The sequence below is a fragment of the Pedobacter roseus genome, assembly GCF_014395225.1.
Classification (GTDB): Bacteria; Bacteroidota; Bacteroidia; order Sphingobacteriales; family Sphingobacteriaceae; genus Pedobacter; species Pedobacter roseus.
The window spans coordinates 3,819,662-3,835,217 of record NZ_CP060723.1 but is presented as its reverse complement, the minus strand read 5'-3'; the positions used below and the strand labels follow the sequence as shown (position 1 = coordinate 3,835,217).

At 36.4% G+C, this 15,556-nt stretch carries 13 protein-coding genes; 3 read left to right on the top strand and 10 right to left on the bottom strand.

Going from position 1 to position 15,556, the window contains the following annotated elements; translation table 11 throughout:
- Window positions 1-17: 17 nt before the first annotated feature.
- The 8 genes from H9L23_RS15725 to cmk form a co-directional block, all read right to left on the bottom strand.
- On the bottom strand, window positions 18-809 hold the full coding sequence (locus H9L23_RS15725; RefSeq protein WP_187591305.1) for a hypothetical protein: 792 nt from the start codon (window positions 807-809) through the stop codon (window positions 18-20).
- Between the two features lies 1 nt (window position 810).
- On the bottom strand, window positions 811-2,478 hold the full coding sequence (locus H9L23_RS15720) for a beta-N-acetylhexosaminidase (protein ID WP_187591304.1): 1,668 nt from the start codon (window positions 2,476-2,478) through the stop codon (window positions 811-813).
- Between the two features lie 458 nt (window positions 2,479-2,936).
- Window positions 2,937-4,871 (bottom strand): 30S ribosomal protein S1, encoded by a 1,935-nt coding sequence (gene rpsA / locus H9L23_RS15715; protein WP_025144672.1) that lies wholly within the window; start codon window positions 4,869-4,871, stop codon window positions 2,937-2,939.
- Between the two features lie 1,183 nt (window positions 4,872-6,054).
- Entirely contained in the window at window positions 6,055-7,038 is a 984-nt protein-coding gene (locus H9L23_RS15710; protein ID WP_187591303.1) for an SH3 domain-containing protein, read from the bottom strand.
- Between the two features lie 186 nt (window positions 7,039-7,224).
- Entirely contained in the window at window positions 7,225-8,298 is a 1,074-nt protein-coding gene (locus H9L23_RS15705) for a hypothetical protein (protein WP_187591302.1), read from the bottom strand.
- A gap of 16 nt (window positions 8,299-8,314) precedes the next feature.
- A complete protein-coding gene (locus H9L23_RS15700) occupies window positions 8,315-9,808 on the bottom strand; it encodes a TPM domain-containing protein (RefSeq protein WP_187591301.1) in 1,494 nt (497 codons plus the stop codon).
- A gap of 61 nt (window positions 9,809-9,869) precedes the next feature.
- Entirely contained in the window at window positions 9,870-10,700 is an 831-nt protein-coding gene (locus tag H9L23_RS15695; RefSeq protein ID WP_187591300.1) for a 3-keto-disaccharide hydrolase, read from the bottom strand.
- Between the two features lie 262 nt (window positions 10,701-10,962).
- Window positions 10,963-11,643, bottom strand: a complete 681-nt coding sequence (gene cmk / locus H9L23_RS15690) for a (d)CMP kinase (RefSeq protein WP_187591299.1) — start codon at window positions 11,641-11,643, stop codon at window positions 10,963-10,965.
- A 128-nt stretch (window positions 11,644-11,771) separates the two neighbouring features.
- Between cmk and H9L23_RS15685 the strand changes: the two genes are divergently transcribed.
- The 3 genes from H9L23_RS15685 (at window position 11,772) to H9L23_RS15675 (ending at window position 13,910) form a co-directional block, all read left to right on the top strand.
- Window positions 11,772-12,296, top strand: coding sequence for a ferritin (locus H9L23_RS15685; RefSeq protein WP_223190986.1), 525 nt, complete (start codon window positions 11,772-11,774; stop codon window positions 12,294-12,296).
- 27 nt (window positions 12,297-12,323) lie between these two features.
- Window positions 12,324-12,737 (top strand): peptide chain release factor-like protein, encoded by a 414-nt coding sequence (locus tag H9L23_RS15680; RefSeq protein ID WP_246474712.1) that lies wholly within the window; start codon window positions 12,324-12,326, stop codon window positions 12,735-12,737.
- Between the two features lie 138 nt (window positions 12,738-12,875).
- On the top strand, window positions 12,876-13,910 hold the full coding sequence (locus tag H9L23_RS15675) for an MAC/perforin domain-containing protein (protein ID WP_187591298.1): 1,035 nt from the start codon (window positions 12,876-12,878) through the stop codon (window positions 13,908-13,910).
- Between the two features lie 65 nt (window positions 13,911-13,975).
- Here the strand turns inward: H9L23_RS15675 and H9L23_RS15670 are convergent, their stop codons facing one another.
- Together H9L23_RS15670 and H9L23_RS15665 are read right to left on the bottom strand one after the other, a co-directional pair.
- Window positions 13,976-14,491, bottom strand: coding sequence for a L,D-transpeptidase family protein (locus H9L23_RS15670; RefSeq protein ID WP_187591297.1), 516 nt, complete (start codon window positions 14,489-14,491; stop codon window positions 13,976-13,978).
- Window positions 14,492-14,601: 110 nt separating this feature from the next.
- On the bottom strand, window positions 14,602-15,552 hold the full coding sequence (locus H9L23_RS15665) for a lipid A deacylase LpxR family protein (protein WP_187591296.1): 951 nt from the start codon (window positions 15,550-15,552) through the stop codon (window positions 14,602-14,604).
- Between the last annotated feature and the right edge of the window lie 4 nt (window positions 15,553-15,556).

The following is a 15,556-nucleotide window of genomic DNA, read 5'->3' as shown; positions in this document are numbered from 1 at the left end:
ATATTACTTTTTCTTAGCTAATTGTACTTGAAATTTTCTACACCGGTATATTCAAAATAACCGTTAGGTTTTAGCTTATATACTAAAGCTTGGTTTTTTACAGTTCCTTTATCATTTACTAAAGGAATAAATATCGACTGCCTACTTGTATTATAGGTAATAAGCTGTACTGGGCGCTCTGGTCTATCAACAACGCTAAAAAAATCGAAATATACATCAATGTAGTTTAGCATTTCGTTTTTAGTTTTAAATACTTTTGGTGAAGTTAATTTATTACCAGTTATTCGGAATGCTTGAATTATTTGTACAACATCTTTGCTTGTTTGGATGCTGTTAGATATAGCAAAATAGGTTATGTTGCTTTGAATTTTAACCGAATATATTTTAGAACAGAAACTACCGCCATTTGCATCTTCTTCTTCCACTACCTTAGAAAAAATTTTATCATTATTTCTCCACTGTATTATTGATTTAAAATACCGCATTGTTCCACCGATTCCATCGTCCCAACTGTATATTCTAAAATTCCCATCAGCTGAAGTATTTATATTGCAAGTGTTTTTTGCCAATAATTTTCTAAAAGTATAGTTAATGCTTTCTGGATTGTTTTTTATCAAAGCAATAAAATTCTCCTCAACTTTTTTTGAATAGTACAATGTACTATCAATATCATTATTAGCGCTTTCAGGATAAAGTTTATTGTAAAGCTTAATAAGCTCAATTTCTTTTTTCTCCAGTTTTGATGATTGAGAAAAGCTACTGCTTGATATTAAAAGGAATAAAATAATTGTAAGATTGCGTAATTTCATTTTAGTTTTCTATTAGATACTTTTTGCTGTAAGTTAATCCCATCAAATCGTAGCGTTTAAACTGTGTTTTAAGCCTTTTCTGAAAATCGGAATAGTTACGTTTTTCTTTCGGACTCCACAAAATTTCGCTTAAAGCATCCAATCTGGGGAAAAGCTGATACTGAACTTTCGCAGGATTGGTGATATACTCACTCCATAAACAGCCTTGTCCACCCCAGATGTATTTAGCCTGTTCGGCTGTTAATTCGGCCGGTACGGGTTCGTAATTGTATACATCAATTAGTGGAGAAAATTTATTGGCTGTTAAACTATCTTCCTTTGCAAACTGGGCGTGGTTAAAATACATTTTAATTTCAGGCGTCATAATTACTTTATGTTGCTGTTTGGCGGCTTCAATACCACCTTTTTCGCCCTGCCAGCTCATTACCACCGCATTTGGCGCCAAACCGCCCTGTAAAATTTCGTTCCAGCCGATAATGGTTTTGCCTTTGCTGTTTACAAATTTTTCCATCCTGCGGATAAAATAACTTTGCAGTTCACTTTCGTTTTTCAATCCGTTGGCTTTCATTATCTCTTGCGAAACAGCAGATTTTTTCCACCATATTTTGGAGGCTTCATCACCACCAATGTGGATATATGGCGATGGGAATAAATCCATCACTTCTGTTAAAACGTTTTCCAAAAATTTAAAAGTCGTATCCGAAGCCTGTAAAACATTGTTATATTTGTTCATCATTCCCCAGGTTTGGGCAACTTCATATTTTTTATTGGGCTCGGTTCCTAATTCAGGGTAGGCAGCTAATAAAGCCATGCTATGCGCAGGCATTTCAATTTCAGGAATAATGGTAATGTAACGTTTAGCGGCATAATCAATAACCTCTTTAATCTGCTCCTGCGTGTAGTAGCCTCCATATTTAATGCCATCTGTTTGGAGTACTGCGTCTATAGGGGTAATTTTAACTTCTGTTGGTAAAACCTGATATTTGATGTTTTCATTTCCTTGTCCGGGCCACAGGCCAATAATGCTGCCATTTCTCCAGGCCCCAATTTCAGTAAGCTTAGGGTATTTTTTGATTTCAATCCGCCAGCCATGGTCATCAGTTAAATGCCAATGAAAATAGTTCATTTTATGAAGTGCTAAATAATCGATGTACTGTTTTACAAAGGCTACATCAAAAAAATGTCGACTTACATCGAGGTGCATGCCACGGTAACCGAAACGGGGATAATCAGTAATTTCGACATTTGGAACATTTAAAGTAGTAGATTTTGATGTTGGCAATAATTGTATCAAACTTTGGATGCCATAAAAAGCAGCGGTGTCTGATCCGGCTGTAATGGTAATGGTATTTTGATCTACCTTTAATTGATATTGATTTAGATTGCTTACTCCTTTATCAACGATCACATTGATCATGTTTTTTCTTTTAATGTCAGGGTTTTTAAACCATTTCAGTTTTAAATTATAATATTTATTTAGGTACTCATCTAAAAAACTAATTGAACTGATCGCAGCAAAATCGGCATAAAAACTGGTCGTAATATCTATTTTAAATGGTTGTGCCTGTTGATCTGATTTAATAGCAACAGGTTGAGGGATAATACTTACTTCCTGTGCCGAAAGTTTAAACGAAATAATTGTTAGAAACAAAAGGATAATTTTTCTCATGCTGAAAAGACTTGGTTACACTTTTCAAAAGTAGTCATTATAGGCGGTTGATAGGAAAAGGTTTGGCAGGGCGAATTACTTTGTTACATAAACCCGATGGGAGCGGGCACGAAGTGTAACGGAGTAAAGCGGACAGCGGGGCAGGAGTTACCGATTTAGGATGGCGTTCGTTTCCAAATATTGAACCATATACGACATTTAAGAAAATATAAAAGTATGCTGTAAAACTTAAGTGTACTCAGGTGACTTAGGTGGTCAAAATCCATTGATTGAGTTTGCTTCGTCCCTCAGATTGAAGCACGACGTCATCTCGACTGGAACGTAGTAGAATGGAGAGATCTAGCACAGTAAGATTTCTCGATTTCGTTGCACTCCGCTCGAAATGACGGAAACTCGATGAAGCAAAAAAAATCCCGATAACTTTCGCTATCGGGATTAATATATTCAGTTAAAAAGAACTAGCCTTTTTTAGCTTTGCTTTCTTCGCCTTCTAATTGCGATTTCAATTGAGCCAATACGTCTAAGTCTCCTAAAGTAGATTTCTCTACAGAATCTTTAACTTTTTTAACCGCAGTTACCGCAGCTTTAGCTTCTTTTTTCTTAGTTGCTCTTTCTTCAGCAACAGCTTCAGCTTTAACCTCTTCCCAGATACGGGCGTGAGATACTACAATGCGTTTTGCTTCTTTGTTGAATTCAATGATTTTGAAGTCATTGGTTTCTTCAGCTTTAACCGAAGTACCGTCTTCTTTAACCATGTGTTTAGTTGGTACGAAACCTTCTACACCATAAGGTAAAGCAATAACAGCACCTTTATCAGTTACTTTAACAACTGTACCTTGGTGAACCGAATCTAAAGTGAAGATCGTTTCGAAAGTATCCCAAGGGTTTTCTTCCAATTGTTTGTGACCTAAGCTCAATTTACGGTTATCAACATCAAGTTCTAAAACAACAACATCTAATACATCACCAACTTTAGTGAATTCGTTAGGGTGGTTTACTTTTTTAGACCAAGATAAGTCAGAGATGTGGATTAATCCATCGATACCTTCTTCGATTTCAACAAAAACGCCGAAGTTAGTCATGTTTTTAACAGTTGCTTTGTGCTTGCTTCCAACCGGGAATTTAGCAGCAACTTCTTGCCATGGATCGTTAGATAATTGTTTAATACCTAAGCTCATTTTGCGCTCGTCTCTGTCTAAAGTTAAAACTTCAGCTTCGATCTCATCACCAACTTTTAAGAATTCCTGTGGGTTTCTTAAGTTTTGTGACCAGCTCATTTCAGAAACGTGGATTAAACCTTCAACACCTGGGATGATTTCTAAGAAAGCACCGTAATCTGCAACAGTTACGATTTTTCCTTTTACTTTAGAACCAACCTGGATGTCAGTGCTTAAGTTCTCCCAAGGGTGTGGAGTTAATTGTTTTAAGCCTAAAGCGATACGTTTTTTCTCATCATCGAAATCTAAAACAACCACGTTGATTTTTTCATCTAATGATAATACTTCTTTCGGATGCTCTATGCGGCCCCAAGAAATATCTGTAATGTGAAGTAAACCATCAACACCACCTAAATCGATGAAAACACCGAAATCAGTAATGTTTTTAACAGTACCTTCAAGTACCTGACCTTTTTCTAATTTAGAAACGATCTCTACTTTTTGGCTTTCTAAATCGTCTTCAATTAACACTTTATGAGAAACTACTACGTTTTTAAACTCATGGTTAATTTTAACAACTTTAAATTCCATTGTTTTACCCACGTATACATCGTAATCGCGGATAGGTTTAATATCAATTTGAGATCCTGGTAAGAAAGCCTCAACGCCCATGATATCAACAATTAAACCACCTTTAGTACGGCTCTTAACGAAACCGTTGATGATTCTATCATTTTCAAGAGCCTCGTTAATAGCTTCCCATGATCTTTGGGTTTTTGCTCTTTTGCGGGAAAGGATCAATTGACCGTTAGCATCTTCCGGTGCTTCAACGAAAACGTCAACTGAATCGCCGATTTTAAGATCCGGTGTATCACGGAATTCTGAAGTAGAAACTAAACCGTCTGATTTGAAACCTACGTTTAATACTACATCTTTGTTGTTAATTGAAACAACAATACCGCTGATGATTTCACCTTTAGTGATCTGATTGAATGTTCCGGCATACATATCTTCAAACTTTTTACGGTCTGCATCATTGTAATTACCGAAAACTTTTTCATCTGCATCCCAATCGAAATCTTCGGTTGGTGTTGCTAATGATGATTTGATCGATTCGATCGAAACTGAATCAGCTTCTGATTCAATCGTTTCTTTTTCAGTCAGGCGTCCGCCTTCTCCCTGAAGTTCAGCTGTTTTTGCTGCTAATTCTTTTTCTGCTACTTGTTTTTTAGCCATTAATTAATTATCTCCTTTTTTCCCTATTTAGGGACTGCAAAGGTAAAAATTTTTTAATTAATAGAAAAGATTTTTTTAATAAATGTTGCTGATTTTTAGCGTTTTATAATTCCCCTCCCATGGAGGGGTGCCTGAAAGGCGGGGTGGTTATTTAAATTTACCAGATACATTACGTGATATATGAGCATAATATAATGATTTTTAATCTAATTATTTGAAAATGAATGTGCAGTAGTTCTTCTCAAACAGCAGTCCCGCTATCGCTTATAGTCCTCACTGCGCTGCGGGCTATTCCGCTCTATCGGGTTTAGAAACAAAGGATTGTGTAAAAAAAAAACATCAAACGTTCCTACGGAACGATACGCCAATTACAAATTGGCTACCCATGATTCGTCCCGCCGGGACGGTTTACCGGCAATAGTTTAAAATGTCTGTTAAATAAATTCTTAATCAATCCTTTCCATTTTGCCAGGAAGGTTTACAGCAATGAAAAAAAAGTGTCAATTAAATATAAATGGCAATAACAATATTTGCCGTCCCACCGAGACGGTTTACAGGCAATGGTTTAAAATGTCTGTTAAATAAATTCTTAATCAATCCTTTCCATTTTGCCAGAAAGGTTTACAGCAATGGAAAAAAAAAGTGTCAATTAAATATAAATGGCAATAACAATATTTCCCGTCCTGCTGTGACGGTTACAGGCAATGGTTTAAAATGTCTGTTAAATAAATTTTTAATCAATCCTTTCCATTTTGCCAGGAAGGTTTACAGCAATGAAAAAAGTGTCAATTAATATAAATGGCAATAACAATATTGCCGTCCCGCAGGGACGGTTTACCGGCAATGGTTTAAAATGTCTGTTAAATAAATTTTTAATCAATCTTTTCCATTTTGCCAGGAAGGTTTACAGCAATGGAAAAAAAAGTGTCAATTAAAATAAACGGCAATAACAATATTTGCCGTCCCGCTGGGACGGTTTACCGGCAATGGTTTAAAATGTCTGTTAAATAAATTTTTAATCAATCTTTTCCATTTTGCCAGGAAGGTTTACAGCAATGAAAAAAAAGTGTCAATTAAAAATAAACGGCAATAACAATATTTGCCGTCCCATCGGGACGAATCATGGGTAGAAAAAAAATATATGTTTTTTTCGTTCCGTAGGAACGTTTGGTAGGTGGCAGATTTATTTTTTCGTAAACGTTCCCCTCGTAAAGCCTTCGCCAATTAAGGTATGGTCATCCCTGATCAATAACATAATGGTGTTTTGCTGATCGTATAATTTGATCATGTCACCCTCAACTACATATTTAGAGGTAAAAATCGAATCCCTGTAAGCATCGGTAACCGATACCGAATCTTTTGATTTAAAATTGAAGGTTTTGTATTGGATATCTTCATTGCTGGCAAAGGTGCCCGAAACTATTTTTTCTTGTATAAAGGTAATGAAACAGAAATAACCGATCACCAGGATTACGATGACCGAAAAGCCTATTAAAAATTTATTTCCACTCGCATATTTGATTGAAAAATATAATATCGTGATTAATATTAAGGCAACAACGGCAAAAAAGATAATGTTGTTATAACTCTTGGTTTGTAAAGGAACCGATGCAGCAACAGTTGTTTTATCTGCAGCAGGTTTATTTACCGGAGAAATCCTCACCAAAAATTCTTTGCTTACCCATCCTTCGCCATTGGTAACTTTGATTTTGTAAAAGCTTGTATTTGATGAATCGATAACAGCAACATTTTCATTCTTTGGCAGGTGCCCAACAATTTTGCTTTTAGGATCAGCTTTTTCCCTCACCCGCAAATCGTCAGTTGTGGTGCGGTACATGTCATTGCTTGTAGCTGTTGGAGTGGTAGTACTTGGCTGTGGTGTATTGGCTTGCGGAGTTGTTGGTTTAGCCGCCGGGGCAATTTTTTTAACGAAATCTTTACTCACCCAACCTTCGCTGTTTTTTAATTTAATCTTATAAAATTTAGCATCGCCTGCATCTAAAACCGTCAGATTTTCATTTTTAGAAATCGATCCGATTACCTTACTTTTCGAATCCTTAGTTGCCCTAACACGTAATTTATCGGCCGTAACACGGTATATATCTTGCGCATTTACGCTTGTAGAAAAGATTGTGAGGGCAAAAAATAGGAATAAGATTTTAGTCATGTTGTTATTTTTGGTAGATGCTTTAACAGAGCGTTAACTGCATAAAAGGCATCAAATTAAGATGCAGAGCGAGCCATTATTATGCCAAAAATAGAAATTCTTTTAGTAATGATTCCAGAAGATGAGAAAAGATTTTTTTACAAATTTTATCCTGCACCCAATCAGGCATTAAAAAACACCTGGTTCCTATTTTCTTTTAACCACATAAAGTCCGTTTCCACCGCGGTCGCCAATATTTGTGCCGTATGATAGGATAATAAAAGCAACGTCTGTTTTATTTTCAAACGCTTGCGGTACCTGGTATAAATTTAAGTCGATTGCTGGCTCAGTGGAAAATCCAACATTTTTGAGTGCAATTTCCTTAAAACCGATCACTTCATTTTTATGCTTCAATGTTAAGTATGCATCGCCACCCCAGGTTTGTGGCAGTCCGGTATATGGCGCCCGGCCCTGTAAGTTCTCCTTTTTAAAATACTTTAAATTGATGGGGTTCTTCGGATCTTTCCAGTTGTAAGGCCGGGTTTCTCCATCATTTTGGTTTTTATAACTTAATAATGGGTATTTTCCAGTTATACTGCTTTTTAAAGCAACAAATCGATTTCCTTTAACCGGATAACCCTTAAAATCGAGCTCATTTTCAGAGCCCATATCCTGATAAATCCGCTCATCATTTTTAAGTGTATTCATCGCGAGCCAGCCTTTATCCATTTTAAAATAAAAAGTTAAAGAATGCCAGTCTTTTGATGGTTTATAAGTTACTGCAGTTGTATTTTTGTAATTGGCTTCAAAAATTTCTTCCCATACCTTTTCATCCATTTTAAAATCATGGTTCAAAAAATCAACAAAAGGCTGTCTGTTTTTATTGCCCGATGTGCACCAATCGATAAAATAATCTTCTCCAAAAACCACACCTTCATTATGAAAAGTATGGATGGCACTGCTGTCGTTTACCAGCGAGTCTGTTAAATTACCTTTTGCATCGAGTTTATGGTATACTTCAAAATCCTGGTTTACATGTGCCGTAGTTATAATAAAACTAGCCGTTTTGGTATCGTAATCTATATTGGCCGGGTCATAGAAAAGATATTCCACCCCAAAATTTTCTGATTGGGCGCCTTGATTCAAATAGGGGTAATGTTTAAGCTGATTAGGGAATGATAATTTCGATAAGGCGATATTGATGGCCGTAAACTTAGCCATATAGATAATAAGCAGAACGATGAAAATGGCTAGCGCTATCAAAATATTTTTCCTGGTCATTTAATTTGATTTAACACTACCAGCTTCCACCCGTACCACCACCACTGCTGCTTCCACCACCCCAGCTACTGCTTGATGAAGAGGAAGAGCTGCTGCTGCTACTTGAAGAAGAGGATGATGAACTGGATTCGACAAGCATGGCCAGTGTAATCCACTTTATAAATTCTGTTTTTTTGCAAAAACTGCACTCGTTTATAAGTTTCGCTTGCCCCTCATGACTATAAGTAGCCTGTTTTGTGGTTACGCGTTTGTTGAGTTGGTAGGTTCTGAAATAACAATCAGGACATTCGGTATAGCTATTATACGCTTCAGCAGGCCATGCTTTAATAATATGCTCCTTGTGATCTGTACTCTCCCAGATATCATAATCATAAGCTTTCACTATTTCCTCTTTACGTTGCCCTCTTGTTAAAAAAGGTTCACCCTCAATATTTAGGTCCCGGTCTACACGCACCATTTCCTGGTTTTTGCTATCCAGAACCGGTTTAAAGCGACTGATATTTTTAACCCTTTTGAATAAATAGGTAATAATAGTAATCAGGACAAGCGGAGAAAAAATAATCAGCCAAAAATTCTTTTTGTTAAAGGTGCTTACCGAATTAAAGAAGTTTTTATCGTCATTGTGCATTTTTCGCAATGCTGAAATGTGGAAAAGGTACCTGCCAAAAAGTGCAAGCGCTAAAACAACATATAAAATGATTGGAACATCTTTCAGCTTTATTTTTTCAATTAATTTAAAACCACCAAAAAAGAAGAATATAAAGCAAGTTACAAAAGTGATGATCATCGCAACTGCACAGCCTTTGCCAATCTTCTCATATTTGCCATCATCCGCTTTGGACGTTTTGATCGCATTTTTAGCCTGCCTGTTCACAATTTTAAATACTCCCCAAAAAAGCAGGCAAATTATCCCGGTAGGCAACCAGAAATTTTCTAAATTATTACTGTTGTCGTGTTGGGTAAAAAATTGATTAAGCTCGGATTTATTCTCCGGATTTAAAATAATTTCACCAATGGCATTAATGGTATTGGTAATTCCGGTGGCAAAATCATTTTCTCTAAATGCTGGTAAAAGCTGTTGCTCAGCAATGTGTTTTAGCTTTACATCAGGTAAAACACCTTCGGCACCAGTACCTGTAATAAACCTGTATTTTCGGCGCTCCTTCGAGATAAACAATAGTAAACCATTGTTACTCGTTTTAGAGCCTATTCCCCAGATATTGAACAGTTCATAAGCAAAATCGAAATCTTCTTTATCGTGGTCAAAATCGTTAACCACCACTACAGCCACTTGCACGTTGGTTTTGCTTTCAAAATCAGCAATGGTGCTATTAAGCTGCGAAACGGCGTCGCTGCCCAAAATTTTGTCAGGATCACTTACATAACCGCCACCATTTTTTTTAGGATCGGGGATATCTTTTACCTGATGGGCTTTTTGCGCGAATGCGACGTTTGTCGCAAAAAGAAAGAATAATAGGGCAAAGCGTTTAAATAAAGGGATATGGAGCATCGTATAAATTTAGGTGTAAGGTTCTTTACATCATCATTTAACATATAAGTACTGATATGGTTTACTCTTTTAATATTTTCGCCAGTACTTTATCCAGCTTTGCTTTATCCTTCATATAAGCTTCCAAATCGTAAAGCTGCACTGTTTTAAACTCAATAGGATGACTTTCGCTCTGTAAAGAAATATAACCAGAGGTTAAAGGTTTGCCATCTATTTTAACTTTCGGATCGAAATTAGAAACATTGCCACCGCCAATCTGAGGTTTGGTATATTCAAGTACAACCTCACCTTCAATAATGTGTTTTATAACCGAATCGCCCAGTACTAAAAATTCTGCTGTTACCCACTGGTCGCCAGCATAGGTTTTAGATTTAGAATCCAAACAGTGTGGCGTAAACAATTTACCGTTATAATTAATTAATGTTCCAGGAGTACATACATTGCTGGTATGGCGCTCGTGTTCGCCATCTCCGCCTAAAATTTGCCCTTCGATAGAAATCGGGAAATCCTGGTTTTTTAACATCGTTGCCGGATCCTGGCAGTGTAACATGGCTCCGCTATTGCGTGTTGCCCAGCCTTCGCCTCCTTTAGCCTGTTCACCAATAAAGCGATAAGTTACTTTCAAAAGGTAAGCAGAAAAAGGTTTTTTATAGAAAATATGTCCATATTGTTGGTCAAACTCTTTGTAGCCATCATAACTCACTTTCATTACACCGTTTTCTACACGGAAAGTGTTGGCATAATTTTCTTTATAGTCGTGTTTTGCAATTTTAATGTTCCAATCTTTTAAATCTTTTCCATTAAACAGGTTAATCCAGCCTTTTTGGGCATTCACATTTAGGATAAAGAGGGATAAAAATAATACGGTAAGGTAAATTGATTTTAATTTCATAGCAACATTTGGGTTAGGTGCTAAAAATATGAAATTTTTTCTGAAGTCAAAGGTCAATAGCCTGATGGGTTCATGGCTGATAGTCTGGAGCCGATCAGTTTGCAGATTAGCGTTTGGGTTTTGGAGTCAATTATCCGATTGCAACAATTCCCCTCGGTGTGTTACCCTGAGGGGAGTTAAAGGGCTTGGTAGTTAAGGTTGGTGGCCCATAGCTAGGGTGTCAGTTAACCGATTTAAACAATTAACCAGTTAACCCATTGAACTAATGAACCAAAAACGGATTAACTCTCTCCAGAGCAAAATCTAATTGTTCTTGTTGGGTAAGATCAGTATTATCCAGTATCACGGCATCGTCGGCCCTTACCAGCGGACTTTCTTTACGGGTGGTGTCCGCATAATCGCGGTGGGCAAGGTTTTCGAAAACCTCTTCTAATGTGGGTTCGTTATTTCCTTTGCTTTCCAGTTCTTTAAACCTGCGTTCGGCCCTGATTTTTGGATCAGCCGTCATAAAGAATTTTACCGGTGCATCAGGAAAAACGGTGGTGCCAATATCACGGCCATCCATTACGATGTTTTTAGATTTACCCATGCGTTGCTGTTGTTTCACCATTTCATGGCGTACAATTTTATGTGCCGAAACTTCGCTTACATTTTCAGAAACGGGCATTAAACGGATTTCATCAGAAACTTCTTCGCCATTAAGGGTAATGTGCGATTCGTAATCGCGGGAGTGGAAATTCAGTTCAATGTGCTGTAAAGCATCAACAACTTTAGCGTCATCAGCAACATCAATATTATTCCTTAAAAAATAGAGCGTAACGGCACGATACATCGCCCCGCTGTCTACATAAATGAAACCTAATTTTTTAGCCAATGCTTTTGCTAATGTACTTTTTCCGCAAGATGAATAGCCATCTATTGCTATTACCAGGTTTTTCTTCATCGTAGCGCAAAGGTAAAAAATAGAAACAGAATGCTGAATTTTTGAAGATATAAAGATAGATTCTAAACAAGATAATGCTAAAACATTGATTTACCGGATGTGTTTATAGTTAAATTAAATACACCATTATGTTGTTATCTGAAAAAATGCTGGAGGCCCTGAATAATCAGGTTAAACTAGAAGCCGAATCATCACAAGTATATTTGGGCATTGCCTCATGGTTGGAAACACAACCCGGTTTAGAAGGTTATACCGAGTTTTTCTACCGTCAGAGTGATGAAGAACGCCACCACATGCTTAAACTGATCCATTATATTAACGACCGCGACGGACATGCCATTGTGACGGCTTTAGATATGCCCAAAAACTCTTTTGGACAAGTGATAGAAGTTTTTCAGGATTTTTTAGATAATGAATTATTGGTATCGAAGAGTATTAACGATCTGGTAGAACTTTCGCTAAACGAAAAAGATTACCTCACCTTTAAATTTCTTCAATGGTACCTGGATGAACAATTGGAAGAGGAAAAAATGGCAAAAACCATGTTGGAAAAACTGCAATTGGTGGGCAACGATAGGGGAGGAATTTACCAGTTGGATAAAGATATTGTAGACCTTAGAAGTAAAGTGAGCGAAACCAAAGAAGGAGAATAAGCTTTTATTAATACCAAATTCTTACTTTTGCAGCATGTTGCCTACAAGAGAAGAAATTTTACGAGCTGTTACTTTCAAAACTTCCAGAAGTGGGGGCAAAGGGGGCAGAACGTAAATAAAGTTTCGAGTAAGGTTGAACTTATTTTTAGTATTGATTCTTTCGAGCACTTTAACGAGCAGGAGAAAGGGCTTTTAAAGGAAAAACTTCAGCACCGCCTGGATACTGAAGGACTTTTGCACATTGTTTCGCAGGAAGACAGGAGCCAGCTGTTAAACAAGGAGAAAACCATCGTAAAACTGATCGATTTATTAAAAAGATCACTTGTTGTACAGAAAAAACGAAAACCGACCAAAATTCCAAAAGATGTTATCGAAAAAAGGTTAAAAAATAAAGCTTCAACGGCTGAGAAAAAGAGAAACAGGAAAATAATTGATTTCTAAAGGCTTACGTATACTTTTCTACTATTTTTTTAGTTGTTTTAATTTGTAGTTTGCGGAAGTCTGTCTGAGTTTAAAATTTGTGGATGTCAATGGCATAAAAATTGACAGTGCTGGGCACACACACAAATAATTAACCAAATGAAAAGAACAATTTTAGCGCTGGCCCTTATGGCCACACTTGCTGCCTGCAAGAAAAACTCCGAAGAAATTCCAAATCCTGTTCCTGAAGAAAAATTATCGCCTAATATTCCTTTTACAGTTAAAGGAGCAAAACAAGATGTTAAACCGCTTTACCCGGCATCAGAAACTTTTAATTTTTTAGGATTCGGATATGATGTTACAGATAAGTTTAATGACCTATCTTCTGTAAGGGCAAATGTAGTTGATATTTCAGCTTATGATGCCGACAGAAAATATAACGTTGTTTTTATAAGAGGTACACAATCTTCTTGGAGGACTACTCAGGCCGAAAGTGCCTTTGATTTATCAACAAAACTCTCTAATTCGTATGATGCAACCAAGGGTTTAAAACTCTTTGGAAATACCATTAATCAGGTATTTCCAGAAACAGATGCTACTAATAAAAAATATGTTTATGGCCACTATTCATATTACATAATATGGAAAATATATAAGTTCTATAACGATCAGTCAGTAAATAAATTTCTGACAGCAGATTTTAAGAGAGATATTACTTTATTATCTGCTCAGGAACTTGTTAATAAATATGGAACACATGTTTTAACAAACATAAAAATAGGTTCTAAGTTTGACGTTGTTTATCAGGCAGAAGCGCCTCAAGGTGGAAGAAGAGATAATATTATTATGGAAGGATTGCGTTATACACTAAAAAGAACTTTTGGCTTGCCTACCGGCTATTTGGATGATCCTAACTTACGCGACTTGAATGATAATACTTCTGCACAGATTTATTATAGTTCAACAGGAGGTGATATTAGCAAATTAAAACCCGAAACCATAAATAACAGAGTTGTTGTGAACCTTAATAATTGGGTGGCTTCTACTATAGAAGATAAAACAACTTTTATAGGCGCTTCAGATGATGGTTTCGCTCCGCTCTATAACTTTATCGATGATGCAGTTAAAAAAGCTGAAGTAAAAGCTTACCTCGATCAGTACTACGTCGCTAAGGCGGTTAAACTGACAAATTAAAATATCAAAAAAGGGACATTAATTGTCCCTTTTTTGATATTAGCTAACCATTGTCATATTAAAATTTAAGGTCTGATATCTATTTTGGTTCCAATTTTTACGGCATAATACAACTCATCTACTTCTGCATTAGTTAAAGCCATACAGCCATTGGTCCAATCAAAAAGCCTTTGAAATTTACCAATAAAACCTATATGGTTTCTGATTCCATGTATTTTAATGTCGCCGCCAGGGTCCTTGCCCAGTAATTTTGCTTTTTCTATATCCTTTGTGTTTGGATAAGATACGCCTAGATTTTTGTGATAACCGCTGTTTGGGTTTTTGGCGTTAATGGTATAACCTCCCTCAGGGGTTTTTTCATCACCTTCATATTCTTTATGTCCAATAGGACTATCACCTAATGAAATCTGATAAGTTTTAAGCAGTTTTTGCTTTGAATATGCTAATAATTGCCGGTCAGATTTTTTTACAAGGATATAATCAATTTCCGCATTGGCAGGCAATTTCTTTTCAGGATATGAATTGTATATAACCACACCGAGTAGGAATAACAAAATTGTAAAGAAAATCACTTTTTTCATATTCTGTAATTATCAATTAACCAATTTAAACAATTAACCTTTGCCAGGTTCCAATTATCAGTTAACAGTTAACTACTCAATTAACCGGTTCAAACAGTTAACCGATTAACCTAACTTTTCCCAAACCTATAATATAAGCTCAAAGCACCATAATTCTGTGCTTTAGCCACACTTTTAACCTCTTTTGTTTTAAAAATGACGTTAAAATCAGCTGTAAATCGCTTCGAGCTATAATTTACTCCAAATTGTTGCTCAAAAACAATCGGTTTTACGCCAAATGTAACCGGACTATTATTGTTAAACAGACTTCCCTGTATTGTAGCATCATAAGCCACAAAATTAAGCTGTGGTTTTACATAAAAGAAAAACTCCGATTTATTTAAACTTTTTGTTTTCGAATTTCCGATTACCGCATTGTGGTAAGCACTGTTGAACAATTGATTTAATTTACCAATCCTTAAAAGTGCTGATGCGCCCAAGCCCGAAAAGGTTGTTCCTAAATTGGCATAACCCTGCCCGCTGATATCAAAAATAGGGTCATCTGGTCTGAAAAGTAATTTGCTATAATTGGCCGCGAAATTTACAGCTACTTCATTTTTAATCTGGTAGTCCCAGCCTGCCGGGGTATAAAAACCCACGGTTTTGTGTAGAAAACGTTGCGCATCCTGGGCAAGTGAATTTGGGCCAACGGTACCCAATTCTACACTGGTTTTTAAAACACTTTCATTTTTATAAAAAACAGAATAAGCACCACCAGCATATAAGTAACCTGCAAAAGGCCTGTCCTGATCTTCTTTGTTAGGTACCTGCCCCCAATAAGGTGTGTACATTTTCTGTCCGGCAGAAATTTCAAAAGTCTTTTTCTCTATTTTATCAGAAAGTTTTTCGGTATTAAGTGCCCTGCGGAAATATATAAATAAGCCATTGGTGTAATATCGGTCGTTTAGTGTAGCCAAATAAGCATCGTTTTCGGTTTTAAAACCAAATTCATTTTTAAATGATTGAGCAAAACCAGTTGAAACAACCAGGCAAAAAACTATAGTGGATAAAATCGATTTCATAAAA

What these genes read in the sequence shown, in the direction of transcription:
- H9L23_RS15710 (WP_187591303.1), bottom strand. Translation starts at nt 7,038, where the DNA reads ATGACTAAAATCTTATTCCTATTTTTTGCCCTCACAATCTTTTCTACA.
- H9L23_RS15725 (WP_187591305.1), bottom strand. Translation starts at nt 809, where the DNA reads ATGAAATTACGCAATCTTACAATTATTTTATTCCTTTTAATATCAAGC.
- H9L23_RS15700 (WP_187591301.1), bottom strand. Translation starts at nt 9,808, where the DNA reads ATGCTCCATATCCCTTTATTTAAACGCTTTGCCCTATTATTCTTTCTT.
- H9L23_RS15705 (WP_187591302.1), bottom strand. Translation starts at nt 8,298, where the DNA reads ATGACCAGGAAAAATATTTTGATAGCGCTAGCCATTTTCATCGTTCTG.
- cmk (WP_187591299.1), bottom strand. Translation starts at nt 11,643, where the DNA reads ATGAAGAAAAACCTGGTAATAGCAATAGATGGCTATTCATCTTGCGGA.
- H9L23_RS15695 (WP_187591300.1), bottom strand. Translation starts at nt 10,700, where the DNA reads ATGAAATTAAAATCAATTTACCTTACCGTATTATTTTTATCCCTCTTT.
- H9L23_RS15675 (WP_187591298.1), top strand. Translation starts at nt 12,876, where the DNA reads ATGAAAAGAACAATTTTAGCGCTGGCCCTTATGGCCACACTTGCTGCC.
- H9L23_RS15665 (WP_187591296.1), bottom strand. Translation starts at nt 15,552, where the DNA reads ATGAAATCGATTTTATCCACTATAGTTTTTTGCCTGGTTGTTTCAACT.
- rpsA (WP_025144672.1), bottom strand. Translation starts at nt 4,871, where the DNA reads ATGGCTAAAAAACAAGTAGCAGAAAAAGAATTAGCAGCAAAAACAGCT.
- H9L23_RS15670 (WP_187591297.1), bottom strand. Translation starts at nt 14,491, where the DNA reads ATGAAAAAAGTGATTTTCTTTACAATTTTGTTATTCCTACTCGGTGTG.
- H9L23_RS15720 (WP_187591304.1), bottom strand. Translation starts at nt 2,478, where the DNA reads ATGAGAAAAATTATCCTTTTGTTTCTAACAATTATTTCGTTTAAACTT.
- H9L23_RS15685 (WP_223190986.1), top strand. Translation starts at nt 11,772, where the DNA reads ATGTTGTTATCTGAAAAAATGCTGGAGGCCCTGAATAATCAGGTTAAA.